The organism is Caballeronia jiangsuensis (assembly GCF_046030135.1).
In the GTDB taxonomy this organism is placed as follows: domain Bacteria; phylum Pseudomonadota; class Gammaproteobacteria; order Burkholderiales; family Burkholderiaceae; genus Caballeronia; species Caballeronia jiangsuensis.
On record NZ_JAQQDB010000053.1, the window covers coordinates 13,304 to 38,817 of the forward strand.

General features: G+C 62.6%; 24 protein-coding genes. 14 read left to right on the top strand and 10 right to left on the bottom strand.

What is annotated here, in order from left to right:
* The first annotated feature begins 11 nt into the window (after nt 1-11).
* Both PQR08_RS34390 and PQR08_RS34395 read left to right on the top strand, forming a co-directional pair.
* Nucleotides 12-659, top strand: a complete 648-nt coding sequence (locus PQR08_RS34390) for a CYTH domain-containing protein (protein WP_035510933.1) — start codon at nt 12-14, stop codon at nt 657-659.
* Complete coding sequence (locus PQR08_RS34395; protein ID WP_408163838.1) at nt 656-1,435, top strand: uracil-DNA glycosylase; 780 nt, start codon at nt 656-658, stop codon at nt 1,433-1,435. Before PQR08_RS34390 ends, PQR08_RS34395 begins: the two co-directional genes overlap by 4 nt.
* A 31-nt stretch (nt 1,436-1,466) precedes the next feature.
* On the opposite strand, the gene PQR08_RS34400 is transcribed toward PQR08_RS34395, so the two are convergent.
* From PQR08_RS34400 to PQR08_RS34420, 5 genes are all read right to left on the bottom strand, one after another.
* Nucleotides 1,467-2,795, bottom strand: coding sequence for an IS4 family transposase (locus tag PQR08_RS34400; RefSeq protein WP_239294545.1), 1,329 nt, complete (start codon nt 2,793-2,795; stop codon nt 1,467-1,469).
* 129 nt (nt 2,796-2,924) lie between these two features.
* Nucleotides 2,925-3,521: an FMN-dependent NADH-azoreductase gene (locus PQR08_RS34405; protein ID WP_371880552.1), complete on the bottom strand. Its 597-nt coding sequence runs from the start codon at nt 3,519-3,521 to the stop codon at nt 2,925-2,927.
* A gap of 145 nt (nt 3,522-3,666) precedes the next feature.
* A complete protein-coding gene (locus PQR08_RS34410) occupies nt 3,667-5,466 on the bottom strand; it encodes a M61 family metallopeptidase (RefSeq protein WP_408163870.1) in 1,800 nt (599 codons plus the stop codon).
* Between the two features lie 159 nt (nt 5,467-5,625).
* Nucleotides 5,626-6,357, bottom strand: a complete 732-nt coding sequence (locus tag PQR08_RS34415; RefSeq protein WP_408163840.1) for a DsbC family protein — start codon at nt 6,355-6,357, stop codon at nt 5,626-5,628.
* A 56-nt stretch (nt 6,358-6,413) separates the two neighbouring features.
* The gene (locus PQR08_RS34420) at nt 6,414-7,586 is read right to left on the bottom strand and encodes a UbiH/UbiF family hydroxylase (protein ID WP_408163841.1); all 1,173 of its coding nucleotides are present in this window, start codon (nt 7,584-7,586) and stop codon (nt 6,414-6,416) included.
* A 200-nt stretch (nt 7,587-7,786) separates the two neighbouring features.
* Here PQR08_RS34420 and ychF point away from each other — a divergent pair, with 200 nt between their 5' ends.
* From ychF to PQR08_RS34440, 4 genes are all read left to right on the top strand, one after another.
* Nucleotides 7,787-8,881, top strand: a complete 1,095-nt coding sequence (ychF, locus tag PQR08_RS34425; protein WP_187609508.1) for a redox-regulated ATPase YchF — start codon at nt 7,787-7,789, stop codon at nt 8,879-8,881.
* 133 nt (nt 8,882-9,014) lie between these two features.
* Nucleotides 9,015-9,335, top strand: coding sequence for a DUF3761 domain-containing protein (locus tag PQR08_RS34430; protein ID WP_408163843.1), 321 nt, complete (start codon nt 9,015-9,017; stop codon nt 9,333-9,335).
* A gap of 144 nt (nt 9,336-9,479) precedes the next feature.
* Nucleotides 9,480-11,147, top strand: a complete 1,668-nt coding sequence (gene ettA, locus PQR08_RS34435) for an energy-dependent translational throttle protein EttA (RefSeq protein ID WP_187609507.1) — start codon at nt 9,480-9,482, stop codon at nt 11,145-11,147.
* A gap of 148 nt (nt 11,148-11,295) precedes the next feature.
* A complete protein-coding gene (locus tag PQR08_RS34440; protein WP_187609506.1) occupies nt 11,296-12,423 on the top strand; it encodes a DUF748 domain-containing protein in 1,128 nt (375 codons plus the stop codon).
* 18 nt (nt 12,424-12,441) lie between these two features.
* Here PQR08_RS34440 and PQR08_RS34445 read toward each other — a convergent pair whose 3' ends face one another.
* From PQR08_RS34445 to PQR08_RS34455, 3 genes are all read right to left on the bottom strand, one after another.
* Entirely contained in the window at nt 12,442-13,065 is a 624-nt protein-coding gene (locus tag PQR08_RS34445) for an HAD family hydrolase (protein ID WP_408163845.1), read from the bottom strand.
* A gap of 24 nt (nt 13,066-13,089) precedes the next feature.
* Complete coding sequence (locus PQR08_RS34450; protein ID WP_408163872.1) at nt 13,090-14,877, bottom strand: aminopeptidase P family protein; 1,788 nt, start codon at nt 14,875-14,877, stop codon at nt 13,090-13,092.
* A 127-nt stretch (nt 14,878-15,004) separates the two neighbouring features.
* Entirely contained in the window at nt 15,005-15,277 is a 273-nt protein-coding gene (locus tag PQR08_RS34455; RefSeq protein WP_408163847.1) for a hypothetical protein, read from the bottom strand.
* Nucleotides 15,278-15,684: 407 nt separating this feature from the next.
* On the opposite strand from PQR08_RS34455, the gene PQR08_RS34460 reads away from it, so the two are divergent.
* The 7 genes from PQR08_RS34460 (at nt 15,685) to PQR08_RS34490 (ending at nt 21,895) form a co-directional block, all read left to right on the top strand.
* Nucleotides 15,685-16,503, top strand: coding sequence for a galactosyltransferase-related protein (locus PQR08_RS34460; protein WP_408163848.1), 819 nt, complete (start codon nt 15,685-15,687; stop codon nt 16,501-16,503).
* 190 nt (nt 16,504-16,693) lie between these two features.
* Nucleotides 16,694-17,989, top strand: coding sequence for a glutamyl-tRNA reductase (hemA, locus tag PQR08_RS34465; protein WP_187609502.1), 1,296 nt, complete (start codon nt 16,694-16,696; stop codon nt 17,987-17,989).
* 100 nt (nt 17,990-18,089) lie between these two features.
* Nucleotides 18,090-19,172, top strand: coding sequence for a peptide chain release factor 1 (gene prfA, locus PQR08_RS34470; protein ID WP_408163850.1), 1,083 nt, complete (start codon nt 18,090-18,092; stop codon nt 19,170-19,172).
* Nucleotides 19,169-20,005 (top strand): peptide chain release factor N(5)-glutamine methyltransferase, encoded by an 837-nt coding sequence (prmC, locus tag PQR08_RS34475; protein WP_408163852.1) that lies wholly within the window; start codon nt 19,169-19,171, stop codon nt 20,003-20,005. Before prfA ends, prmC begins: the two co-directional genes overlap by 4 nt.
* An 84-nt stretch (nt 20,006-20,089) precedes the next feature.
* Nucleotides 20,090-20,401, top strand: coding sequence for a Grx4 family monothiol glutaredoxin (gene grxD / locus PQR08_RS34480; RefSeq protein WP_035509911.1), 312 nt, complete (start codon nt 20,090-20,092; stop codon nt 20,399-20,401).
* A 10-nt stretch (nt 20,402-20,411) separates the two neighbouring features.
* Nucleotides 20,412-21,014: a UbiX family flavin prenyltransferase gene (locus PQR08_RS34485; RefSeq protein WP_408163854.1), complete on the top strand. Its 603-nt coding sequence runs from the start codon at nt 20,412-20,414 to the stop codon at nt 21,012-21,014.
* Between the two features lie 95 nt (nt 21,015-21,109).
* Complete coding sequence (locus PQR08_RS34490) at nt 21,110-21,895, top strand: DODA-type extradiol aromatic ring-opening family dioxygenase (protein ID WP_408163856.1); 786 nt, start codon at nt 21,110-21,112, stop codon at nt 21,893-21,895.
* Nucleotides 21,896-21,967: 72 nt separating this feature from the next.
* Here the strand turns inward: PQR08_RS34490 and PQR08_RS34495 are convergent, their stop codons facing one another.
* The gene (locus tag PQR08_RS34495; RefSeq protein WP_408163858.1) at nt 21,968-23,560 is read right to left on the bottom strand and encodes an APC family permease; all 1,593 of its coding nucleotides are present in this window, start codon (nt 23,558-23,560) and stop codon (nt 21,968-21,970) included.
* Between the two features lie 403 nt (nt 23,561-23,963).
* Here PQR08_RS34495 and PQR08_RS34500 point away from each other — a divergent pair, with 403 nt between their 5' ends.
* Nucleotides 23,964-24,167 carry a cold-shock protein gene (locus PQR08_RS34500; protein WP_007000074.1) on the top strand — a complete coding sequence of 68 codons (204 nt, stop codon included), beginning with the start codon at nt 23,964-23,966 and terminating at the stop codon, nt 24,165-24,167.
* 74 nt (nt 24,168-24,241) lie between these two features.
* Here PQR08_RS34500 and PQR08_RS34505 read toward each other — a convergent pair whose 3' ends face one another.
* Nucleotides 24,242-25,492, bottom strand: a complete 1,251-nt coding sequence (locus PQR08_RS34505) for an Hsp70 family protein (protein ID WP_408163874.1) — start codon at nt 25,490-25,492, stop codon at nt 24,242-24,244.
* Between the last annotated feature and the right edge of the window lie 22 nt (nt 25,493-25,514).

A 25,514-nucleotide genomic window follows, 5' to 3' on the forward strand; every position in this document is an offset into this window, starting at 1 on the left:
ACAGGAACCGCATGGGCATCGAACGGGAACTCAAACTGGCGCTCGCGCCGTCGCAACACGACGACGTCGCGCGCTTCTTCGACGAACGCACCGGCGCGGGCAAGCCGATCGAGCTTGCCAACGTCTATTTCGACACGCCGGACTGCGCGCTCGCGAAGGCGAAGTCCGCGCTGCGCCTGCGCCGCACGCCGGAGCAATGGCTGCAGACGTTCAAGACGCTCGGCAAATCGGTCGCGGGATTGAGCAACCGTCACGAATGGGAACTGCCCGTGAAAGGCGAAGCGCTCGAAATCGACGCGCTGATCGCCGCCTGCGACAACGACGCGGCACGCCAGGCGCTGGAACGCGCCGCGCCCGATCTGATCGCGCTCTTCAAGACCGACTTCAGGCGCATCGTGTGGGACATCGAGCGCGAGGGTTCGCAGATCGAAGTCGCGCTGGATCTCGGCCAGATCACCGCCGAAGTCGACGGCGAGACGCGTCGCGCGGACATCAGCGAGCTGGAGCTGGAACTGAAATCCGGCGAAGAAGGCGCGCTTTCGATGCTCGCCGCGGAACTACGCGGCGCGTTTCCCGAGATCGTCCCCGAGGATCTCAGCAAGGCCCAGCGCGGATATCTCCTGCGCGAGCCCGAAAAAACCCGCAACGCCCGAGCATGAGCCAACAGACTTCCCTCTTCGCGGATAACGAATCCGCGGCAGCATCGACTTTTACGACGCTCGAAAGCCAGTTCGAGGCGCTGCCCGCCGACTGGCGCCGCCATCTGAAGCCTTTCATCGACGGCAAGCATTACGCAGCGTTGTGCGCATTCGTCGATGCAGAGCGCGCCGCCGGCAAGACGGTTTATCCCGCCGATGTCTTCCGCGCGCTGCGTCTCACGAGTCCCGGCGACGTGAAGGTCGTGATTCTCGGACAAGACCCGTATCACGGCGAGGACAAGGGCGCGCCGCAAGCGCACGGCCTGGCGTTCTCGGTGCCCGCGCCGGTGCGTCCGCCGCCGTCGTTGCGCAACATCTTCAAGGAGATTCACGCGAGTCTCGGTTTTCCCGCGCCCACGCACGGCTGTCTCGATTCATGGGCGAAGCAAGGCGTGCTGTTGCTCAACACGTCGCTGACCGTCGAGCGCGATAAGGCCGGCAGTCATGCGAAACGCGGCTGGGAGCAATGCACCGATACGCTGATCCACGAAATGGCGCAGCATCACGACGGGCTCGTGTTCATGCTTTGGGGCGCGCACGCGCAGGCGAAGCGCGGCTTGATCGAAGGCACGGGGAAAGCGCATTGCGTGCTGGAGTCGGCGCACCCTTCGCCGCTGTCGGCGTATCGCGGATTTTTCGGCTGCGGGCATTTTGCGCTCGCGAACGAATACCTGACGAAGCACGGCCGCGACGCGATCGACTGGCGATTGCCCGCCGAGCCGGAATTGCTCGCCTGAAAAAAAAACCCCGCATCAGCGGTAATGCCGTTCAGTTAAGGTCTTTTCTAAGATGCCGAACGGAGTAACGTTTGGGGCGGGATTTGACGACTCGGTCGCATGCGCGCCCGGGTCGTTTTTCATTGGGAAGCGACTTCAGTCGTTCGCGCAGACGCTGAAGGCAGGCGGGTAATTTTGCAAACGCCGGCGTGAGGGCCGCCCACATCATCTCGTGCTGGATCGTGTGGAGGGCTCGCACGAAGCTGATATCAGTCGGGGCAAGTTTCGCTTCTCGCGCGGCGCTCGCGATCTCACGTCGAATCAGGTTGTAGGCGATCAATGCGCCCCATATCTCCTGATAGACTCCTTCGACGGTGCGGCTGCGCAAGGTCAACTCTGAACCCAGCATCGATTGCTTGAGCTCTGCGTAACTGGTTTCGATCTGCCAGCGGCGCTCGTAGCAGGCAACGATATCAGCGGGTTTGAAGCGTCGGCGATCCATCAGCGAAGTCAGCAGTACGCGTTCGCGTCCGCGCGCGTCTACGGCCCGGATCGCCCGCGCATTCCATGATTCGGGCAAAGCCGGGCATTTCTTGCGCGCCTGGGGTGACACGCGCATGCGTACCGTCGCATCCTCAGCGGTTCCGGAGATCACGTCCCAGCGGGTGTTCGCTTTGGCGGGAATCAGGAAGTGGCGATTGTGCGCGTTCATCGTGAGGCCGCACAAAATCTCTGCGGCCAGGAAGCCCTTGTCGAATACCGTCAGCGAGTCTTCCGGGATCTGCGCCAGCAGGCTCTTGGCGTACACCATCTCGTTGGTGTCGTAGCGACCGAAATTGATATCGGCGATCAGGTGCGTCGGGATCGCAGTGAGCGTCACGGCGCGCACCTGCGGATAACTCGCTACCTTGCCGCTGGCATATCCCTGCGCGCCAAAGTGCTCGCGGTTGGCCGGACTGTCTGGAGTGCGCAGTGTGGTGCCATCCATCGCCCACAGACTTAACCCCTTGAACGCATGGTGAGCCGCGTCCTGAGCGGTCCACGCTCGTGCAGTTTGTTCAAACAGCCACGCCATCGGCGCTTCGCCAACGCGTTGGCGCGCCTGCGTCGCAGCGCTCTTGCTGACAAACGGCGCGCCCTCGTTGGGCAAGGCCAGATCGAGACTGTCGAGTACCTCGCTAATCGACCAGTGCCGGTACATCGCTAACGCAATGACCAGCCACACCACCTGTTCGGCCGGTAAGCGCCGGCGCCGGATGCTCGCCGTACCAGTCGCCTGGACCGCACGCTCGACCCACTCGTAGGGCAGATGCTCGGCCAACCGTCGCAGATCGGCCGGCTCTTGTGCTTCGATCAGGTACGTGAGGTGGTTGGCAAGCATCGCACCGAGAAGTTAACAGCCCGGCGCTTCGTTTACAACCCATTCTCGCTGCACAAACAAAAACGCCGTCCAGTCTTAACTGAACGGCATTACCGCATCAGCGGGGTTTTTTTATCGAAGCGGAGACGCTTAAACAGCAGCAATCGCCTCACGCGCCGACGCCAGCGCCGCGCCAGCCGCTTCCGGCCCCATGTTCAGGCCTTCGGCGTAGATGAAGCTCACGTCGGTCATGCCGAGGAAACCGAGGAACGTCGTGAGGAACGGCGTCTGCGAATCGTTCGGCGTGCCCGCGTACTTGCCGCCACGCGCCGAGACAACGTACACCTTCTTGCCCTTCACGAGGCCTTCCGGACCGTTCGCGGTATAGGTGAACGTGATGCCGGCACGCGCGATCCAGTCGAAATACGTCTTCAGTTGCGACGAGATACCGAAGTTGTACAGCGGCGCTGCGATCACGACGATATCCGCCGCTTGCAGCTCGGCGATCAGCGCTTCGCTCTTCGCGTTGATCGCCGTTTGTTCCGCGCTGCGCTGATCGGCGGGCGTGAAGAACGCGCCGAGCGTGGCGTCGTCGAGATGCGGCAGGCTGTCGCCTAGCAGATTGCGCACGACCAACTTTGCGCCCGGGTTGCTTTGTTGCAGCTTCGCGGTCAGTTCATCGGCGAGCAGCGTCGATTGAGCACCTTGCGAACGGGCGGCGGAGTTGATTTGCAGAATCGTCGTCATGATGGCTTCCTGTTCCTTGATCGGGTTTCGGGCACCGTCGGCGCCCGGCTTAGGAAGCATTCTTCGTTTTTCGACGCCCGAGAAAAAGCCATCCAGTCATGACGGATTGTTGCATCGGTAGAACAATCCGCCACACTTTGCCGACTCAGCCTTTCAGCCAGCGCTCGCGCCATTGTTTCGACGGGCCGCGTCCGTCGATGGCCGTTAGCACGTAGCGCGCGATTTCCGGCCCGTCGAGCTTGACCTCGGTGCGGCGCAGCTCGTCGCGGCGGAACGCGTGTACGTCCACCTTCGCGCCCGGCAGATAGCGCGACAACAGTGCGTCGAGATTGGAGCCGGCGACGCGCAGTCCGTCGATCGCGACGAGCACATCACCCGCCGACAATCCCGCTTTCTGCGCCGCGCTGCCTTCATGGACGACAGCGAGCGTGCAATCCGCGCCGCCCCGCACGCGCGCGCCGAGCGAAGGTTTGACCGACGCGCCGTTGCCCGGCAAATCGGGCGTCATCGCGATGCCGAACGGCTCGAACAGCGCATCGAGCGGCAGATCGCGCGTGCCGCGCACGCCATCGCGGAAGAGCGAGCGCAGGTCCGCGCCGGTCGCTTCGGCGAAGAGCGCCTCGACGTCTTCCTCCAGAATGCCGCGCGCCCGGCCGTTGTAGAACTCGCGCCCGTAGCGCTGCCACAGGAGGCGCATCACATCGTCGAGCGATTTGCGGTTGTCGGTTTGCGCGCGAATCGACAAATCGAACGCCAGCGCGACGAGCGAGCCCTTCTGGTAATAGCTGACGATCGCGTTCGGCGCGTTTTCGTCGGCGCGGTAGTACTTCACCCACGCATCGAACGAGCTTTGCGCGACGGACTGCTTGAGCCGCCCCGTGCCGCGCAGCACGCCGCCGATCGTCTTGCCGAGCAGATTGAAGTAGTCGCCCGCCGAAATGAGGCCGCTGCGCACGAGCAAAAGATCGTCGTAGTAGGACGTGAAGCCTTCGAAGAGCCACAGCAGCGTCGTGTAATTCTCCTGCGACAGATCGTACGGCGCGAACGCCGCCGGCTTGATGCGCTTCACGTTCCACGTATGGAAGTACTCGTGGCTGCACAGGCCGAGATAGGTGCGATAGCCTTCGGTCGTTTCCGGGCGGCCCTGCACCGGCAGATCGGTGCGATTGCAGATCAGCGCCGTCGATGCGCGATGCTCCAGCCCGCCGTAACCATCGCTGACGGCGACGGTCATGAACACGTAGCGGTCCACCGGCGCCTTCTTCGTACGCGGCTCGAACAGCGCGATCTGCGCTTCGCACACGCGCTTCAGATCCGCGGTGAGCCGGTTCATGTCGAGATTGACGACGTGCCCCGAGATCACGATGTCGTGCTTCACGCCGTGCGCGGTAAAGCTGCCGAGCGCGAATTCACCGAGTGTGACGGGTTGATCGACGAGTTCGTCGTAATTCGCCGCTTCGTAGCTGCCGAAGCTGTAGCGCTTCGTGCCGCGCGCTTCGGCGAGCGCCGTCGCGACGCGCCAGTTGCGATACGCGCCGCCCGGCGGCGGTTCGATATCGACGATGCACGGCGCCGCCGACTGCCCTTCCACGGCGAGGAACGTGCTCGTCCCGTTGAAGAAGCCGATCGTGTCGTCCAGATGCGCCGCGCGCACCGACATGTCCCACGCGTAGACCTCGTAGCGCAGCGTGATCGGTCCGTCGACCGGCGCGGCTTGCCACGCGTGCTTGTCGGTCTTTTCGATCGCGATCTTGCGACCCGCCGCGTTGAACGCCTGCAGCGTCACGATGTTGCGCGCGAACTCGCGGATCATGTAGCTGCCCGGAATCCAGACCGGCAACATGAACCGCTGGCCGGCCGGATCCGGCTCTGCGACGGTGAGCGTCACTTCGAAGAGATGCGCGGCGGGATTTTTTGGAACGATGCGGTAGCGGACGGGCTGCATCGTTTGCGTGAGCGTAGTCATCTCGATGTCCTTGTTCTTGTTCTGGGCGCGCCTGGCCACGCCCGGCGCCTTGCTTCTTTACGCTGCGCTTTCGCAAAAGCAAGGCCGTAAAAACACAGGAGGCGCATCACGCGCCTCCCTTCTTCGTTCGAGCCGCGATCAGTGCGTGGCTGACAGTTCCTTTTCGAGCCGGTCGGCGGGCACTGCGCCCGGCAGACGCCGGCCATCGGCGAGAAACACGGTCGGCGTGCCGGTGACGTTCATCGAGCGGCCGAGCTTCAGGTTTTTGTCGATGGCGGTCGTGTCGCACGACGCCGCCATGGTCGGCGTCTTGCGGTCGAGCATCCAGCCTTCCCACGCGTTCGCGCGATCCTGCGAGCACCAGATCGACTTCGATTTGGCCGTCGAATCGGGCGACAGCACCGGGTACAGGAAGGTGTAGACCGTCACGTTGTCGATCGATTTCAGCGTCGATTCGAGCTGCTTGCAATACGGACAGTTCGGATCGGAGAACACCGCGATCTTGCGCTTGCCGTTGCCCTTCACGACCTTCACCGCGTTCTCGAACGGCAGCTTCGCGAAGTCGATCTTGTTCGTTTCCGCGAGGCGCGCCTCGGTGAGGTTCTGGCTGCTGCGCGTATCGACGAGATCGCCGATCAGCACGTAGTTGCCGGTCGCATCGCTATAGACGATCTGCGAGCCGAGATTCACTTCGTAGAGTCCCGGCACGGGGGTCTTCTGGATGCTCTTGATGGTGGCGTCGCCCATGCGCGCTTCGAGCGTCGACTTGATCTTGTCGGTGGTTTCATCGGCCTGTGCCGAACAGCCGATGCTGAGCGTCACGGCGAGCGCGGCAGCCGTCGCGAGGGCGATACGAAAAGTGGTTTTCATGCGGTTTCCTGTGAGTCGCTTGAGCGTGGCGCCAAATGGAATATCAATGGACTGTTTCAACCAAGTGCCGCCGATACCAGCCAGCGCTTGATGAGCGGCTGCGCGCCGACGAACGCCATGCCGGTATTACGGACCGCGCGCGCGAGCGTGCCCGGCACGGAAAAGAGCCGTTGCAGGCCGTCGGTCGCGAACATGAGCTTCTGGATGTCTTCGCGGCGCGCGCGTTCGTAGCGGCGCAGCAGAATCGGATCGCCGAGATCACGGAACGACTCCTTATTCGCGATGACATCCGCGAGCGCGGCCACGTCGCGCAGGCCGAGGTTCATGCCCTGCCCCGCGAGCGGGTGAATAAGATGCGCGGCATCGCCGACGAGCGCGACGCGCGGCGCGATCAGCTTGTCGACGGTCTGCAGCCCGAGCGGAAAACCCTGTGCGGGCGTCACGCAATCGAGCGTGCCGAGCATGTTTTGCGTCGCCTGTTCGACCTGGGCCGCGAGTTGGGCGGGATCGAGCGCGAGCAGTTCGTCGGCGTGCTCCGTGCGCGCCGACCAGACGAGCGAAACGTGATCGCCGGGCAACGGCAGCAGCGCAATGATTTCCGTATCGCGGAACCATTGATACGCGGTTTCGCCGTGCGGCCGCTCTGCCCGGAAATTGGCGACGACACCCGTTTGCCGGTAATCGCGTCGATTCATCTTCGCGCCCATCTGCGCGCGCACCCAGGAATGCGCGCCATCCGCGCCGACGATCAGATCCGTTTCGAGCATTTCGCCGCTCGCGAGCGCGACATGCGCCGCGTCGGTTTCGATCGTCATGCCCTGTGCGCGCGACTCGAACCACGAGAGGCTCGGCTGGAAGCGCAACGCGGCATCGAGCGACTGTTCGATCAGCGACGATTCCACGATCCACGCGAGCTGCGGCACCGACGCCTGGAACGCCGAAAAGTGCAGTTCCGCGTGAGCATCGCCGAAAACACGCATGTCGAGCACCGGACCGAGACGCGAGCGATCGAGCGCCTGCCAGACGCGCAGCCGCTCCAGCAGCGCCTGCGAGCTCGAGGACAGCGCGTAGATGCGCGAATCGAACGCCGCGCCCGGCGGCAGGCCGAGGGCACGCGACGCGACAAGCGCGGTGCGCAGGCCGGATTGCGCGAGCGCGAGCGCTGCCGTCTTGCCGACGAGCCCGCCGCCGACGACGACAGCGTGAAATCTGAGGGGATGCGGAGTCATGCGGGCATTATAGCCGTGGGGTTCGAACGGGTTTGCGGGCCGAGGGCCGCGCTTGCGCGTGCCAGCGCGGCGTTACAATAGCGGTTTGCCCGGCCGTCTGACGCGGCCGCAGCGTGGCGGGCGGTTCTCGCCCGCTCTTTGCGCACCATTTTTGACGAAACCCGCGCGGCCCGCGCCGTCTCACCAGTTCGAAGGATCCCATGAGCCTCCAATGCGGCATCGTCGGCTTGCCCAATGTCGGTAAGTCCACACTTTTCAATGCTTTGACCAAGGCGGGCATCGCCGCCGAGAACTATCCGTTCTGCACGATCGAGCCGAATGTCGGCGTGGTCGAAGTGCCGGACGCGCGTCTGAACGCGCTCGCCGAAATCGTGAAGCCCGAGCGCATCCTGCCGGCGGTGGTCGAGTTCGTCGATATCGCGGGGCTCGTCGCGGGTGCGTCGAAGGGTGAAGGCCTCGGCAACCAGTTTCTCGCGAACATCCGCGAGACGGATGCGATCACGCATGTCGTGCGCTGCTTCGAGGACGAGAACGTGATCCACGTCGCGGGCAAGATCGACCCGATCGCGGATATCGAAGTCATCAACACCGAACTCGCGCTCGCGGATCTGGCGACGGTCGAAAAGGCATTCACGCGTTATTCGAAGGCGGCGAAGTCGGGCAACGACAAGGAAGCGGCGAAGCTCGTCGCCGTGCTCGAGAAGGTGCGCGCGCAACTGGATCAGGCGAAGCCGGTGCGTGGTCTCTCGCTGACCGACGAAGAGCAGTTGACCATCAAGCCGCTGTGCCTGATCACGTCGAAGCCGACGATGTACGTCGCGAACGTGAAGGACGACGGTTTCGAGAACAACCCGTATCTCGACGCGGTGCGCAAGCACGCAGAAGCGGAGAACGCGCCGGTGGTCGCGGTGTGCGCGGCGATCGAAGCGGAAATCGCCGATCTCGAAGATGCCGACAAGATCGAATTCCTGGCTGACATGGGCATGGACGAGCCGGGCTTGAATCGCGTGATTCGCGCGGGGTTCAAGCTGCTTGGTTTGCACACGTACTTCACGGCGGGCGTGAAGGAAGTGCGCGCGTGGACGATTCATATCGGCGATACGGCGCCGCAAGCCGCCGGGGCGATTCATACGGATTTCGAACGCGGCTTTATCCGCGCGCAGACGATTTCGTTCGATGACTACATCGCTTATAAGGGCGAGCAAGGTGCTAAAGAAGCTGGGAAGATGCGGGCGGAAGGGAAGGAGTACGTCGTGCATGACGGGGATGTCATGAACTTCCTGTTCAACGTGTAAGCGTCAAGAACAGTCACAGCTGCTTGCCTCGCGAAGCGGAGTACCCGATAAAGGGACTCCGCTTTTTTCTTGCGCGGATGAGAGGCAGCGCAGCGATGCGCGATAAACAACAACAACGAGAGAGAACAAGAAGATGAAGCGACACGCATCGATGCGCGTGCTGCGTGCGTTCGCGGTTACCGCGCTGATCGCGGCGAGCGTCGTGTGGACACCCGGCGCGTTCGGCTATCGCGGCGATCAATATCAGTACCAGCCGCAACCCGACGAATCCGACCTCGACAACCACGGCCACTACGTCAACCACGACGGCAACGTCATCCATTCACCCGCGCACACGCGCTCCGGCACCGTCCCCGCGGGCGCAACGGCCCAATGCCGCGACGGCTCGTATAGTTTCAGCCAACATCACAGCGGCACATGCTCGCGCCACGGCGGCGTGGCGAGCTGGCAGTGACGGAAACGCATCGCGAAGTACAATGCCATCTGATCCCGCCCGCGCCAGGCGCAGCGGCGGGAACGCGCGAAACCGCGCGACCGGACATCCTCGCGCGCCGACTCGGACGCGCCGCTTTCATACCCTCAATCAATCACGGACAACATGGCCCAATACGTCTTCACCATGAACCGCGTCGGCAAGATCGTCCCGCCGAAGCGTCAGATCCTGAAAGACATCTCCCTCTCGTTCTTCCCCGGCGCGAAAATCGGTCTGCTCGGCCTGAACGGTTCCGGCAAGTCGACGCTCATCAGGATCATGGCGGGCGTCGATAAGGACATCGAAGGCGAAGCCACGCCGATGCCGAACCTGAACATCGGTTATCTGCCGCAGGAACCGCAACTGGATCCGCAACAGACCGTGCGTCAGGCCGTCGAGGAAGGTCTCGGCGATGTCTTCCAGGCGCAAAAGAAACTCGACGAAATCTACGCCGCCTACGCCGAGCCCGACGCCGACTTCGACGCGCTCGCCGCCGAACAGGCGAAGTACGAAGCGATTCTCTCGACGAGCGATGGCGGTAGCCCCGAACAACAGCTCGAAGTCGCCGCCGACGCGCTGCGCCTGCCGGCATGGGACGCCAAGATCGAACATCTGTCGGGCGGCGAAAAGCGCCGCGTCGCGCTGTGCAAGCTGCTGCTGCAAAAGCCGGACATGCTGCTGCTCGACGAGCCCACCAACCACCTCGACGCCGAATCCGTCGAATGGCTGGAGCAATTTCTCACGCGCTATCCGGGCACCGTCGTCGCGGTGACGCACGATCGCTACTTCCTCGATAACGCCGCCGAATGGATTCTCGAACTCGACCGCGGCCACGGCATTCCGTGGAAGGGCAACTATTCGAGCTGGCTCGACCAGAAGGAAGACCGCCTGAAGCAGGAAGAAGCGAGCGAATCCGCGCGTCAGAAGGCGATCAAGAAGGAACTCGAATGGGTGCGCCAGAACCCGAAGGGCCGTCAGGCAAAATCGAAGGCGCGTATCGCGCGTTTCGAGGAACTCAACAGCCAGGAATATCAGAAGCGCAACGAAACGCAGGAAATCTTCATTCCGGTCGGCGATCGACTGGGCAATGAAGTCATCGAGTTCAAGAACGTCAGCAAGGCATACGGCGATCGTCTGCTCATCGACAATCTCAGCATGAAGATTCCGGCGGGCGCGATCGTCGGCATCATCGGGCCGAACGGCGCCGGCAAGTCAACGCTCTTTCGCATGCTGACCGGCAAGGAGCAGCCGGATTCGGGCGAGATCGTCAAGGGACCGACCGTCAAGCTCGCCTATGTGGATCAAAGCCGCGACGCGCTCGCCGCCGATAAAACCGTGTTCGAGGAAATCTCCGGCGGCGCCGACGTGCTCACGGTCGGCAAGTACGAAACGCCGTCGCGCGCGTACATCGGCCGATTCAACTTCAAGGGCGGCGATCAGCAGAAGCTCGTCGGCAATCTGTCGGGCGGTGAACGCGGTCGCCTGCATCTGGCGAAGACGCTCATCGCCGGCGGCAACATGCTGCTGCTCGACGAACCGTCGAACGACCTCGACGTCGAAACGCTGCGCGCGCTCGAAGACGCGTTGCTTGAATTCGCCGGCTCGGTGATGGTGATCTCGCACGATCGCTGGTTCCTCGACCGCATCGCGACGCACATTCTCGCGTTCGAAGGCGATTCGCATGTCGAGTTCTTCGACGGCAACTACCAGGAATACGAAGCCGACAAGCGCACGCGTCTCGGCGAAGAAGCCGCGAAGCCGAAGCGTCTGCGCTACAAGCCGATCACGCGTTGAGCGCGTCAAACATCTGACGATTTACCGCGCGCCAATGCGGGCGCGCGCACCGACGTCAGGCATAAAAGTGGCGACTGTGTAGGACGCAGTCGCCACTTTCATTTTCGAGCGGCACTTTCCGAAAAGCCGACACGGGAGACACACGAAGATGGCGGGATCGAGCGCGAGGCGGGGGGCGCTTTGGGCAATCGGAATCGTCGTGGCGCTCGCCGTCGTGGCGGTCGGCGGCTGGCTGATCGCCGTGCATCAGATCAAAGAGCGCATCATCGAGACGCTCGGCCCGAACGGTTCGGTGGAAGAAATCGACGTCGGCTTCGGTCACGTGACGCTCTCGCGCGTGCGCCTGCGCGGCCCGAAAGACTGGCCGGCGAGCGACGCCATGCGTGCCGAGCGCATCGTGCTCGATGTCGATATGCATTCGCTCATAACGAAGCCGATTCATCTGCGCAGCGTGAGCGTCGACAACTACTATCTGTCGATCGTCCGTTCCGCCGATGGCCGCGTGCGCATCCTGCCAGGGCTCAGGGAAACCGCGCAGGAAGCCAACGCCACGCCCGACAGCAAGGAGCGTGAAGAACATGCGCGCGAGGAAAAGCTCATCGATCGCGTATCGTTCGAGCGTGGTTCGATGGAGTTCTTCGATGGCTCGGTGCAGAACCCGCCGTACCGCGTGCTGATCGGCGACGCGCGCGCCACCGTCGATCACATTCATCTGCCCGCCCTCACCGACCGCACCGAGCTTTCGATGACCGGTTCGATCAAAGGCCCGTCGCATACGGGCAATGTGACGTGGGCGGGCTGGATGGTCATCGCGAACAAGGATTCTCAGACGCGCGTGACATTGCGCAACGTCGATGTCGCGACGCTCGATCCGTATCTGCTCAAGAAAGCCGGCGCAAAGGCGGCGGTAACGGGCGGCACCATCGATTTGTCGATCGATGCGACCGTGAAGGATTACCGCATTCACGCGCCCGGCACGCTCACGCTGAATCACTTGCAGATCAGCGACGCCGGCAATCCGCTCGACACCTTCCTCTCGATTCCGACCAAAGCCGCGATCGCCGCGCTGAAGGACCGCAAGGAGCAGATCAAGCTCGATTTCGTGCTCGACGGCGATTTGCGCGATCCGAAGTTTTCGCTGAGTGAGAGTCTGTCGAAGAAACTTGCGGCGGGCTTCGCGAAAGTCCTCGGCGTGAGCGCGGAAGGCGTCGCGCGGGGCGCGGGCGATACGGTGCGGGGAATCGGCAACGCGCTGAAGAATCTGCTGGGGCAGTAGCGCGTTGCGTTCGCGTTTTCAGATCGGCAGATTCAGCGCGCGCAGCTTGGTTTCCGTATCCAGCGCGCCGGTGTAGTGAACGCCGTGCCAGCCGAGCGCGGTCGCGGCTTGCGCGTTCTTCAGATTGTCGTCGATGAACACGAGCTCGTCCGGTCGAATGCCCGGCAACTGCTTTTCGATTTCCATGCGCATCAAATCGAAAATCTGCGGATCGGGCTTTACGAGACCGACACGCCCCGACACCACGATCTCACGAAACTTCCGCAGCACGTCGAAACGCTCCCACGCGTACGGAAAAGTTTCCGCCGACCAGTTCGTCAGGCCGAAGAGCGGCACGCCCGCCGCCTCCAGCCGTTCGACGAGCGCGACGCCCTCTTCCATCACGCCCGACACCATTTCCGGCCAGCGCGCATAAAACGCGCGGATCAGCGCTTCGTGCTCGGGATAGAGCGCGATCAATTCGGCAGTGCCTTCCTCGATCGTCTGCCCGCCGTCCTGTTGCACGACCCATTCCATCTTGCAGACGTTATCGAGAAACCAGCGGCGCTCGGTATCGTCCGGAATCAGATGCCTGTAGAGATATTCGCGATTCCAGTCGATCAGCACGCCGCCGAAATCGAACACGACTGCCTTGATGATCATCTCGCTGCGCTCCTGTCCTGTTCGTCAGATCGCCTTCGTCCGCGCTTCGAGCCACGCCAGCGCTTTGCCCGACACATGCGGCGACACGCGCGTGCGCACCGTCTCGTGATACGCGTTGAGCCACGCGCGTTCGTCTTCGCGCAACAGCGACAAGTCGATGCAGCGTGTATCGATCGGGCACAGCGTCAGCGTTTCGAATTCGAGGAAATCGCCGAACTCGGTCTTGGCGGCCGCGCGGTTCATCACGAGATTTTCGATGCGGATGCCCCACTTGCCCGGCCGATAAATCCCTGGCTCGATCGACGTGATCATGCCCTCTTCCATCGCCGTCCACGACTCGGCCGGCGCGTAGTGCGAGATCACCTGCGGGCCTTCGTGCACGTTCAGGAAGTAGCCGACGCCGTGTCCCGTGCCGTGACCGTAGTCCGCGCCCGCTTCCCAGATCGGCGCGCGGGCGATCGAATCGAGCATCGGCGAACGGATGCCGCGTGGAAAGCGCGCGCGGGAAAGCGCCATCGTGCCCTTCAGCACGACGGTGAAATCGCGCTTGTGCTCGGCGCTGATTTCGCCGATCGGCACGACGCGCGTGATGTCCGTCGTTCCGCTCAGATACTGGCCGCCCGAATCGATCAGCAGCAGGCCGTTGCCTTCGATCACTGCGTGCGAGGCTTCGGTCGCGCGGTAATGCGGCATCGCGCCGTTGGCGTTGAAGCCCGCGATCGTGCCGAAACTCAGCGTGACGAAACCCGGACGGCGCGCGCGGGCGGCGGTCAGCTTCTCGTCGATGGTCAATTCCGTGATGCGTTCGCGGCCGAGCGCATCCTCGAACCACGCGAAGAATTCGGCGAGCGCGGCCCCGTCCTGTTCCATCGTCGCTCGGATGTGCTCCGCTTCCGCCGCGGTCTTGCGCGATTTGGCGAACGTCGACGGATTCACAGCCTCGACGATCGTCACCGTCGCGGGCACTTTCTCCAGCAAGCCGTGCGTGATGCGGCGCGGGTCGATCAGGAGTGTCGCGCCCGCCGGCAACGAAGCGAGCGATTCGGGCGCGGCGGGATACGGCGCGACGCGCACGTTGTCGCGCGCGAGAGATGCGACGAGCGCGGCAGGAACCTTGCCATCGGCGACGAAGATCGTCGCGTCATCGAGACCGATCAGCGCGTGCGCGACGAAGACCGGGTTGTAGCTCACATCGCCGCCGCGCAGATTGAAGATCCACGCGAGATCGTCGAGCGTGGAAACGAAGTGCCATTGCGCGCCTTTCGCCTGCATCGTGGCGCGCACTTGCGCGAGTTTTTCCGCGCGGGAGACGCTCGCATGCGGCGCGGCGTGCTCGTAGACTGCCGCCTCCGGCAAACCAGGACGCGCGGGCCACACCGAGTCGAGCAGATCGAGATCGGTCCGCAACACGATGCCGCGCGCGGTCAGCGCTTCGGACAACGCGCGCGCCGCCGCGACGCCGAGCACCGTGCCATCGACCGCGACGGTCGCGCCCGAAGGCACGTGTTCCGCGAGCCATTCGACGTGCGGCGCGGTCTGCTGGCCGCCCATCATCTTCATGAGCGCGATGCCGGTGCCGGCGAGTTGGGCTTCGGCCTGCGTCCAGTAGCGGCTGTCGACCCAGACGCCCGCGAAATCCGCCGTCACTACGAGCGTGCCGACCGATCCGGTGAAGCCCGAGAGCCATTGACGTCCCTGCCAGCGCTCCGGCAGATATTCGGAAAGATGCGGATCGGCCGACGGAATAAGCACGGCGGCGAGCTTTTCGAACGCCATCTGGCCGCGCAACGCCTCGATGCGTTTCGCGAACATGGCGGGCTCTGGAATGGCTGAATCTGCAATGCGATCGTTCATGAAGTCACCTGCTTGAAAGCCCGCGTAGGGCGCGAAGAGCACGGCGCGCGGCGAGGATCACCCGTCGCACGTCAGAAAAATTGGATCAGCGGCGCGCCGCCAGCCCGACGGTCATCGTCACGACGAAGAGCGCAAACACGGCGCACGCCAGCCATTCGAGCGTATCGCCGTCGTGATACAAGTCGACGATATTGCCCAGCATGCGCGCGACGACCGTCGCCAGTATGCCAGCGCCGATGGCCGTCCAGATGCGTCCCGCCGGACCGCGCGCGCCGCGTCCCGCGCGCCGCAGCGGATGCAGCCACCAGCCCGCCGCGCCGATCACCGCGCCGAGAAAAATCAGTCCGATCCAGCCCATTAGCGGCAATGCTCCGCAGGTAGCGATCTGGCGGCAAGTGAAGCGTTTCGAATAACAGGCATGGTTTGGACAATTCACGGCGGACGCAGCGGTTGAGTTTAGGGGCCGGACGATGCCTGTGCAAGGCTCCGGATCCATCCGGACGCGCGCTGCAGATGCGTCTCGTGTGACCCATGAAATATGAAACGATCGCTCTTCCGCTTGAGAAGCCTCTGTGAATTTTCCGAGTTTTTTGGGTTTGCCCGAATGCTATGATTTGTATTAAATCGCGCTCGCATCAATTTCAGAATATTCCGATTAACCGCACTGAAAGCGGACTTCGGCTTCGAGTGGTGCTCGCGAGTTACGAATTAAATCATTTCGATTATCGACACTACGGAATTGCGATTCTAAAAGGTATTTATCTCATGACGGAAACCAGTCTGATTTCCCTGCGCGGCCTGGAACTGATTATTACGTACCGCGGCGCGAGCCAGGAGAGGCGAGACAATCTGCGGGGCGTCCTGCGTCACTTGAACCGTACCTACTCGGACTATCAGATCTGGCTGATCGAGGCGGATGCCGCGCCCACGTTCAGTTGGTCCGAATTCGGCGACTCGAAGATCAAACATGTTTTCATACACGATACCGGCCCTTTCCCGAAGGCGCGACTGGTCAATCTCGGCGCGCTCATGGCAAAGAGTGAGATTATCTACCTGCATGACGCCGATATGATCGCGAACCCGTACTATATGAAAGGCGCGTTGGACGCGCTGATGGACCATAACGGCAGCGATGTGCTTTGTCCTTTCACACGCGTACTGAATGTTTCTGGCAATCGCCGGCAATCGTTTATCGAATCGGGTAATTTCGACGAATTCGCGCCGTTTTTAGCAAGTGATTTGCCGGACGAAATGAGTCTGCTGTACGTCAGTACGCCTGGTGCGATCAATTTCTTCAGGCGCGCGGAATTCATCCGCGTCGGGGGGCTGAATCCCGGCTTCATCGGCTGGGGAGGAGAAGACGACGAATTATTCGTCCGCGCCGCGCGACTCGGCGTGCGGTGGCATTCGTTCTCGAATCTCCAGGCGACGCTGTTTCACCTCAATCACGACTCTGCCTCGCGCACTCAGTTGTTTGACGAGGAGCTCACCGCCAGAAACCGGCAGATGGCGTTCCACACCGACGATATCCCCATGGAAGAACTCGAAGCGCGCGCGGCCGAACTGGCAAAGTATTTTCGCTGAGCCGCACGCCGCGGCGTTCTGTCACACTCGTCCTGCGGCGGACGTTCATCGCCCGCCGTATGGGCGTGGGCGGCATTTAACCGTGGTCGCGCCCCAAATGCCACCTATAAATGAAGAAATACGCAAAAGGCTATAATATTGGGCTATCTGAAAGGCCATCGGCTTAGGCCCAAAGCATCAGCTCAATACAATGCAGCTCCTCACGATCGGAATCAACCACCACACTGCGCCTGTCGCCCTGCGCGAACGCGTGGCGTTTCCGCTCGAACAGCTCAAGCCCGCGCTGGGCGCGCTGAAGGACATCTGGCTGGGACCGCTCGCGAAGGCATCGCCCGAAGCGGCCATCCTCTCGACCTGCAACCGCACCGAACTCTATTGCGCCACTGACGACGCCGCCGCCCGCGAAGCCGCGATCCAGTGGCTCTCGAAGTATCACAGCATCCCCGTTCCCGAACTCGCGCCGCACGTCTATGCGCTGCCGCAGTCGGAAGCCGTGCGCCACGCGTTTCGCGTCGCATCGGGGCTCGATTCGATGGTGCTCGGCGAGACGCAGATCGTCGGACAAATGAAGGATGCCGTGCGTACGGCGTCCGAAGCCGGCGCGCTCGGCACGTATCTCAACCAGTTGTTCCAGCGCACGTTCGCGGTCGCGAAGGAAGTGCGCACGACGACGGAAATCGGCGCGCAGTCGGTATCGATGGCCGCCGCCGCCGTGCGTCTCGCGCAGCGCATCTTCGAGAACATTTCGAGCCAGCGCGTGCTGTTCATCGGCGCGGGCGAAATGATCGAGTTGTGCGCGACGCACTTCGCCGCGCAGAATCCGCGCGAACTGGTTGTCGCGAATCGCACGGCGGAGCGCGGCGAAAAGCTCGCCGGACGCTTCAATGGCCGCGCGATTCCGCTCTCCGAACTGCCTGCGCGCATGCACGAATTCGACATCATCGTGTCGTGCACGGCGTCGACGCTGCCGATCATCGGTCTCGGCGCGGTCGAGCGTGCCGTGCGCGCGCGCCGCCATCGGCCGATATTCATGGTCGATCTCGCCGTGCCGCGCGATATCGAGCCGGAAGTCGGCAATCTCCACGACGTCTTCCTCTACACCGTCGACGATCTCGGCGCGATCGTGCGCGAAGGCAACGCGTCGCGTCAGGCGGCGGTCGCGCAGGCCGAGGCGATCATCGAGACGCGTGTCGCGAATTTCATGCAGTGGCTCGATGCGCGCAGCATCGTGCCGGTCATCCGCCACATGCACACGCAGGCGGACACGCTGCGCCGCGCCGAACTCGAGCGCGCGCGCAAGATGCTCGCGCGCGGCGACGATCCCGCCGCCGTGCTCGAAGCGCTGTCGCAATCGCTCACGAACAAGCTGATTCACGGCCCGACGCACGCGCTCAACCGCGCGAGCCGTGAGGAGCGCGACCAGCTCATCGACCTGATGAGCGGTTTCTACCGCCACGGTCCGTCGTCCGATTCGTCGGAACGTTAGCGGCCTTCTCTTTGCTATTCTCAAATGCTCCGCGCGGCTAGCTAGCGCGGCGCTCCCCGATCGCAGTAATTCCTGGCGCTGACCGCGCCGATTCCGCCCGATGAAAACGAGCATGCAAAGCAAGCTCGACCAGCTTGCAAAACGGCAGGTCGATCTCAACGAATTGTTGAGCCGCGAAGACGTGACGGCCGACATGGACCAGTATCGCAAGCTCACGCGCGAGCACGCGGAAATCAGCCCGATCGTCGATCAATACGCGCTCTGGCGTCAGGCGCTGACCGACGAAGCCACCGCGCAGGAACTGCTCTCCGATCCGTCGATGCGCGATTTCGCCGAAGAGGAAATCGGCGAGGCACGCGAGCGCATGGTGAAGATCGAAGGCGACTTGCAGACGATGCTCTTGCCGAAGGATCCGAACGACGACCGCAACATCTTCATCGAAATCCGCGCGGGCACGGGCGGCGACGAATCCGCGCTGTTCGCGGGCGATTTGCTGCGCATGTATCTTCGTTACGCGGAACGCAACCGCTGGACCGCCGAAACAATGTCGGAGAGCGTGTCGGATCTCGGCGGCTACAAGGAAGTGATCGTGCGCATCGCGGGACAAGGCGCGTACTCGCGGCTCAAGTTCGAATCGGGCGGGCATCGCGTGCAGCGCGTCCCGGCGACGGAAACGCAAGGGCGCATCCACACGTCCGCGTGCACGGTCGCGGTGATGCCGGAAGCCGATGAAATCAGCGAAGTCGTCATCAATCTGGCCGATTTGCGTATCGACACGTTCCGCGCGTCGGGGGCGGGCGGGCAGCATATCAACAAGACGGATTCCGCCGTGCGCGTCACGCACTTGCCGACGGGCATCGTCGTCGAATGTCAGGACGACCGCTCGCAGCACAAGAACAAGGATCGCGCGTTGAAGGTGCTCGCCGCGCGCATCAAGGACAAGCAGTATCACGAGCAGCACGCGAAGGAAGCGGCGACGCGCAAGAGCCTGATCGGCTCGGGCGACCGCTCGGAGCGCATCCGCACGTACAACTTCCCGCAAGGGCGCATGACGGATCACCGCATCAATCTGACGCTCTACAAGCTCGAATACATCATGGACGGCGATCTCGATGAAATGATCGCCTCGCTCGTTTCCGAGCATCAGGCCGAGCTGCTCGCCGCGCTCGGGGAAACCGAGTGAGCACAGCGGCCGATTTGCTGCGCACTGCCGGACTGCCGCTGCTCGAAGCGCGCATTCTGCTGATGCACGTGCTCGGCTGGCGGCGCACCGAGCTCATCACGCGTGATCGTGAATCGCTCGATCCGGACGCGGTTGCGCGTTTCGAAGCGCTCGCAAAGCGGCGTCTGAACGGCGAGCCCATCGCGCAATTGACCGGCAGGCGCGAATTCTTCGGTCTCGAATTCGACGTGACGCCGGACGTGCTGATCCCGCGTCCGGAAACCGAATTGCTCGTGGAACTCGCGCTCGAATCCATCGCCGATGTGGCGAACCCGCGCGTGCTCGATCTCGGCACCGGGACCGGTGCGATCGCGATTTCGATCGCTCATGCCCGGCCCGACGCGCGCGTATGGGCCGTCGACCGATCGACCGCCGCGCTCGACGTCGCACGCGGCAACGCGCACGCGCTGCTCGATGCGACGCGCACGGGCGGCCCGGTCGCGTTCGTCGAAAGCGACTGGGCCGCGAATATCGATCCGTCGCTGCTCTTCGAGACGATCGTCAGCAACCCGCCGTACATCGCGAGCGACGATCCGCATCTCGCGCAAGGCGACTTGCGCTTCGAACCGCGCGGTGCACTAACCGACGACGCCGACGGTTTGTCCGCGATCCGCACGATCATCGGGACCGCGCCGTTTCTGCTCACGACCAACGGCGCCTTGTGGCTGGAGCACGGCTACGATCAGGCGGAATCCGTGCGCGAGCTGCTAAAGGCACGCGGCTTCACCAACGTCCGCTCGATGCGCGATCTCGCCGGCATCGAGCGTTGCTCCGGCGGTCTCTTCACGGCCTGAGCGTCTGGCCGTCGTCAGCCCTCGAAACCGAAATCCGCTATCATTTCAACCATCATTCCACCGACTTCAAAGCGCAGGAACGCCATGGACACGCAAGAACGCATCAAGCAGATCGTCGATCAAAACCCGGTCGTCCTTTTCATGAAGGGCACGGCGCAATTCCCGATGTGCGGTTTCTCCGGCCGCGCGATCCAGGTGCTGAAGGCATGCGGCGCCGATCAGATCATGACCGTGAACGTGCTCGAAGACGACGCGATCCGCCAGGGCATCAAGGAATTCTCTAACTGGCCGACCATTCCGCAGCTCTACGTGAAGGGCGAGTTCATCGGCGGCTCGGACATCATGATGGAGATGTATCAATCGGGCGAACTGCAGCAACTTTTCGCCGCAGCCTGACTTTGCGCAAGTGAGCGCGCCCGCTGCCGAAAAACGACGTCTTATCGTCGCGATTACCGGCGCAACGGGCGCCATCTACGGCGTACGTCTGTTAGAGACGCTGCGCAAGCTAGGCGGTGTCGAAACGCATTTGCTCGTTTCCAGCGCCGGCTGGCTGAATATTCAGCACGAACTCGATCTCGACAAGGCCGACGTTCACGCGCTCGCCGATGTCGTCCATAGCGTGCGCGATGTCGGCGCAACCATCGCATCGGGTTCCTTCGCGACCGGCGGCATGGTCGTCGCGCCGTGTTCGATGCGCACGCTGGCAAGCATCGCGCACGGTCTTTCCGACAACCTCATCACCCGCGCCGCCGACGTCGTGCTGAAAGAGCGCCGCCGCCTCGTGCTGCTCGTGCGCGAGACGCCGCTCAATCTCGCGCATCTGCGCAACATGACGGCCGTCACCGAGATGGGCGGCGTGATCTTTCCGCCCTTGCCCGCGTTCTATCAAAAACCCGCGACCATCGACGAAATGGTGGATCACACGGTCGCGCGGGTCATCGATCTGTTCGGCTTCGGTCAGCCGGTCGCGCCCGCCTGGCGAGGTCTGCGAGACGAAGCATCGGATTAACAACGGCGGCGACACAATTCGTTGCCATTCGAGCCGTTTATCAACAGGGCTCGCGGCCCTACATTGACGTCAAGACCCCACAGGAATTTGCCGCCATGAGCCGACTGCCCACCGTTTTCATTTCCCACGGCGCACCGACGTTGCCCATCGATCCGTCAATGCCGTCCGCCGAATTCGCTTCGCTCGGACAAACGCTGCCGCGCCCGCGCGCCATTCTGATGTTGTCCGCCCATTGGGGCACCGCGCAGCCGGTGGCCAGCACGGCCGAACGCCCGGAAACGATCCACGATTTCTATGGCTTTCCGCGCGCGCTCTACGAACTGCGCTATTCGGCGCCCGGCGCGCCCGAACTGGCGAAACACGCCGCCGCGCTGCTCGGCAAGCAAGACATGCCCGCGACGACCGCGGATCGCGGGCTCGATCACGGCGCGTGGGTGCCCATGCTCCTGATGTTTCCGGATGCCGACGTCCCGGTTGCGCAGCTATCGATTCAGCCGCATCTCGACGCCGCGCATCATTTTCGCATCGGCCGGGCGTTGCGCGATTTGCGCGATGACGGCGTGATGATCATCGGTTCCGGTCAGATCACGCACAATCTGCGCATGGCCGATTTCAGCGCGCGACCGGAAGACGCCGATCCGCGCGTCGTAGAGTTCACCGACTGGTTCGAGAGCCGCATGGCTGCACGCGATATCGACGCCCTGCTCGACTATCGTGCTCGCGCGCCGCACGCCGCACTGATGCATCCGACCGATGAACATCTGCTGCCTGTGTTCAGCGCGCTCGGCGCGGCGGCGGATGATTACCGGCTCGGCATCCAGTCGCTCGGCACGTTCCAGCGCGCGCTCGCGATGACCAACTACGTCTTCACCGACGATTGATCTCGAATCTGCGCTGAAATGAAAAAACCCGCCTGATTGCTCGGGCGGGTTTCGTCGTGAAGCGGAGAAGCCTTAGGCGCCGACTTCGTGAAGAATGTCGTCGCGGCTTTCGCGCTCGTCGAGATACTTCGTGCGATATCCCGTGTGCACGCCCCAGTAGTAGAAGATCAGCGCGAGCACGGTGACCGCAGCCATGTCCCAGCCGTACGGCAGAAGTCCGCTGCCGCCGAAATCCTTGCTGCCGATCAGCGACATCACCGCCATCGACGGCAAATAGGTCACGAGCCACCACGCCGCCTTCAGATCGCGTCCCCAGCCCGAAAAGCCCGTCCTGCTCTGAAAGTAGAAGTAGACGGGAAGCGCGACCACCATCAGCAGAATGATTTCGCCGGTGAGCGGCCACTTCGCCCAGAACAGCACGAGCGACGCACACACGAACGCGAACGGCGCGATCACGCCCATCATCGGCAACTTGAGCGGACGATCGAGATCGGTCGCCGAGCGGCGCAGCGCCATCAGGCTGACCGGGCCGGTGAGATACGAGATCACGGTCGCGACCGAAATCACCGCCGCCAGCGTATTCCAGCCGCGGAAGAAGAACAGGAAGATGAACGCGACGATCAGGTTGAACCACATCGCCGGGCGCGGCACACCGTAGAACGGATGCACGATCCCAAAAATCTTCGGCATCGTGTTATTGCGCTGCATCGCATAGATCATGCGCGTGGTCGTCGCCATGTAGGTCGTGCCGGTGCCGCTGGGGCTGATGAACGCATCGACATAAAGCAGGAATGCGAGCCAGTTCAGGTTCAGCGCGAGCGCCAGTTCAGCAAACGGCGACGCGAAGTTGAAGTGCGACCAGCCCTTCATCGCGTCGGCGGGATTCACCGCGCCGATATACGCGATTTGCAGCAGCACGTAGATCACGAGCGCGAGCAGAATCGAGCCGATCACGGCGAATGGCACGCTGCGCGCCGGATTTCGCGCCTCGCCGGCGAGGTTCACGGGGCTCTGAAACCCGTTGAAGCTGAAAACGATGCCGCTCGTCGCCACCGCCGTCAGCACGGCGGGCCACCCGTACGGCGCGAAGCTCGACGTCGTGCCGAAATTCTCCGAATGAAATCCGGTGAAGATCAGTCCCGCGATGGTGGCGCCCGGAATCAGGAACTTGAAGATCGTGATCGCGGAGTTCGCACGCGCGAACACTTTCACGCCCCAGTAGTTCAGCATGAAGTAGACGACCACGAGCAGCGCCGACAGCACGAGGCCCATCGGCGTAAGCGACTCGCTAACGAAGAGCGCATGCGCCCAGTCGTACGGCCAGGTGCTCATATATTGAATCGACGCTTCGGCTTCGATCGGGATCACGGACAAAATCGCGATCCAGTTCGCCCACGCGCTGATGAAACCGACGAGCGCGCCGTGCGAGTAGCGCGCGTAGCGCACCATGCCGCCCGACTCGGGAAACATCGCGCCGAGTTCGGCATACGTCAGCGCGATCGCCAGAATGACGACCGCGCCGATCACCCATGCGGCGATCGCTGCCGGCCCGGCGATCTTGGCGGCTTTCCACGCGCCGAACAGCCAGCCTGAACCGATGATGGATCCGAGGCCGGTCAACAACAGTGCCATCGGGCCGATATTTCTCTGTATCGAACTCTTCAACTTTATCTCCAGTGTCTCGCGCCGCGCGCGCATCGCCCCCACTTCGACGATGTGGGTGCAACCGTAGAAAGGCGCGTAGTTTAACGGTTGCACCTTTCGAATGCAGTGCATACTGGAAAGTAATTGCCCCAAAGTGGGGTTTTCGAAGGACGATCCGGCCCGGAATTACACGTTCTGTAATTTTTGCCAGCTTGTCTCGAAAAAAGCCCTTCAGAGTTGTCGGATATTAATTGACCGCGAAATCGTTTCGCCGTATAAACCTTCTTGCAGGATTTCAAGTGGCGAGTGAATTGGTTCTTTCGAGTTCGCCATCACGGTACTCCGGTTGGTCCCATTGCCCCTTCCTTGATTTTCCGCACCCTTGGGCTTCGGCCTTATTCATCAATTTTTTGGAATACGTAACATGGAAACCGGTACCGTCAAGTGGTTCAATGACGCAAAGGGCTTTGGCTTCATCACTCCGGATGGCGGCGGCGAAGATCTGTTCGCACACTTCTCGGAAATCCGCATCGAAGGCTTCAAGACGCTTCAGGAAAACCAAAAGGTTTCCTACGAAGTGAAGACTGGCCCGAAGGGCAAGCAAGCAGCGAACATCAAGCCGGTCTAACGTACCGCTGGAATTCGTAAAAAAACCCCGCCTCGGCGGGGTTTTTCTTTTTTCGCGCAGGTTTGTACGCGGCCTCAGGCGAAGATGCGCTGCGCATAGATGCCCAGCCCCTTCGCCACGCTGGCGAGGCGATCGCCGAACACCGGCTGCGCGGCCGGAAATGCCGCCGAAAGCGCTTCCGACAGAAACCGCAGCCCCGTCGTACCGCCTGTGAAATAGACGGCGTTCACGTCGGCGGGAGCCACGCCGGCCCGCATGAGCGTTTCGTGCGCCGCCTCGACGATCCGCCGCGTTTCGTCGGCGCCGGCCGCGATCAGTTGCGACTCGTCGAACGCGACGCGCAGCGCTTCTTCCACCTCTTCCATGTCGATTTCGGTCGTGCCGCCCGCCGCGACGTCGATCTTCGCTTCCTCGGCGTGCGCCGTCAGCGCGTGACCGAGCCGGCGATACACGACGCGCATCAACCGGTCGTGATGGCGCACATCGGTATAGAGATGGCGCATCAGCTGCAATTCGCTCACGCGCTTCGGCGTATAGACCGTGTTGATCAGATGCCAGGTCGCGAGATCGAAGTAAACGGGACTCGGCAATTCGCGTCCCTTGGTATCGAGCGACTGGTAACCGAGTTCGCGCAGCACGGTGACCAGTTCCACGCGGCGATCGAAATCCGTGCCGGCGACGTGCACGCCATGATGCGCGAGCACATCGCCCTTGCGCTCCAGATGACGCGCGCGCTCCGGGCCGACGCGCACGAGCGAGAAATCCGACGTACCGCCGCCGATATCCGCGACCAGCACGAGCCCTTCTTTCGTCAGGCCCGCTTCGTAATCGAACGCCGCGGCGATCGGCTCGTACTGGAAGTGGATTTCGCGCAAGCCGATCGAATGCGCGCAGGCTTCGAGCTGTTTCTGTGCGAGGTGATCGGCCCGCGGATCGTCGTCGACGAAAAAGACCGGGCGGCCGAGCACCGCGCGTGTCAGCGGCTCGGCGGCGAGCAGCTGCGCCTTCTGCTTCAGATGTTGCAGAAAGAGCGTGATGACGTCGGTGTATTTAATTGCGGAACCGTCGCCGAGATCGGTGCTGTTGTCCGCGAGCGGCGAGCCGAGAATGCTCTTCATCGAACGCATCAGGCGGCCATCGAAACCGTCTATGTACGCTTCGAGCGCCGCGCGACCGTAGGTCTGGTTATTCTCGTCGGTGTTGAAGAAAACGGCGGTGGGCAGCGTGGTCGCGTCGCCTTCCACGGGCGCCAGCCGGATCGACAATCCGTCAGGCACAGCGACGGCGGAATTCGACGTGCCGAAATCGATCGCGCAATAAGTCATGGGCATCGGCGGCGTCGGTTGA

Excerpts from the sequence above, each read along its gene's own strand:
- PQR08_RS34430 (WP_408163843.1), top strand. The coding sequence starts at position 9,015 with ATGAAGCGACACGCATCGATGCGCGTGCTGCGTGCGTTCGCGGTTACC.
- PQR08_RS34395 (WP_408163838.1), top strand. The coding sequence starts at position 656 with ATGAGCCAACAGACTTCCCTCTTCGCGGATAACGAATCCGCGGCAGCA.
- PQR08_RS34440 (WP_187609506.1), top strand. The coding sequence starts at position 11,296 with ATGGCGGGATCGAGCGCGAGGCGGGGGGCGCTTTGGGCAATCGGAATC.
- PQR08_RS34455 (WP_408163847.1), bottom strand. The coding sequence starts at position 15,277 with ATGGGCTGGATCGGACTGATTTTTCTCGGCGCGGTGATCGGCGCGGCG.
- ychF (WP_187609508.1), top strand. The coding sequence starts at position 7,787 with ATGAGCCTCCAATGCGGCATCGTCGGCTTGCCCAATGTCGGTAAGTCC.
- grxD (WP_035509911.1), top strand. The coding sequence starts at position 20,090 with ATGGACACGCAAGAACGCATCAAGCAGATCGTCGATCAAAACCCGGTC.
- PQR08_RS34505 (WP_408163874.1), bottom strand. The coding sequence starts at position 25,492 with ATGACTTATTGCGCGATCGATTTCGGCACGTCGAATTCCGCCGTCGCT.
- PQR08_RS34410 (WP_408163870.1), bottom strand. The coding sequence starts at position 5,466 with ATGCAGCCCGTCCGCTACCGCATCGTTCCAAAAAATCCCGCCGCGCAT.
- PQR08_RS34405 (WP_371880552.1), bottom strand. The coding sequence starts at position 3,521 with ATGACGACGATTCTGCAAATCAACTCCGCCGCCCGTTCGCAAGGTGCT.
- PQR08_RS34415 (WP_408163840.1), bottom strand. The coding sequence starts at position 6,357 with ATGAAAACCACTTTTCGTATCGCCCTCGCGACGGCTGCCGCGCTCGCC.
- PQR08_RS34490 (WP_408163856.1), top strand. The coding sequence starts at position 21,110 with ATGAGCCGACTGCCCACCGTTTTCATTTCCCACGGCGCACCGACGTTG.
- PQR08_RS34420 (WP_408163841.1), bottom strand. The coding sequence starts at position 7,586 with ATGACTCCGCATCCCCTCAGATTTCACGCTGTCGTCGTCGGCGGCGGG.
- PQR08_RS34445 (WP_408163845.1), bottom strand. The coding sequence starts at position 13,065 with ATGATCATCAAGGCAGTCGTGTTCGATTTCGGCGGCGTGCTGATCGAC.
- prfA (WP_408163850.1), top strand. The coding sequence starts at position 18,090 with ATGAAAACGAGCATGCAAAGCAAGCTCGACCAGCTTGCAAAACGGCAG.
- ettA (WP_187609507.1), top strand. The coding sequence starts at position 9,480 with ATGGCCCAATACGTCTTCACCATGAACCGCGTCGGCAAGATCGTCCCG.
- hemA (WP_187609502.1), top strand. The coding sequence starts at position 16,694 with ATGCAGCTCCTCACGATCGGAATCAACCACCACACTGCGCCTGTCGCC.
- PQR08_RS34390 (WP_035510933.1), top strand. The coding sequence starts at position 12 with ATGGGCATCGAACGGGAACTCAAACTGGCGCTCGCGCCGTCGCAACAC.
- PQR08_RS34400 (WP_239294545.1), bottom strand. The coding sequence starts at position 2,795 with ATGCTTGCCAACCACCTCACGTACCTGATCGAAGCACAAGAGCCGGCC.
- PQR08_RS34450 (WP_408163872.1), bottom strand. The coding sequence starts at position 14,877 with ATGTTCGCGAAACGCATCGAGGCGTTGCGCGGCCAGATGGCGTTCGAA.
- PQR08_RS34500 (WP_007000074.1), top strand. The coding sequence starts at position 23,964 with ATGGAAACCGGTACCGTCAAGTGGTTCAATGACGCAAAGGGCTTTGGC.
- PQR08_RS34460 (WP_408163848.1), top strand. The coding sequence starts at position 15,685 with ATGACGGAAACCAGTCTGATTTCCCTGCGCGGCCTGGAACTGATTATT.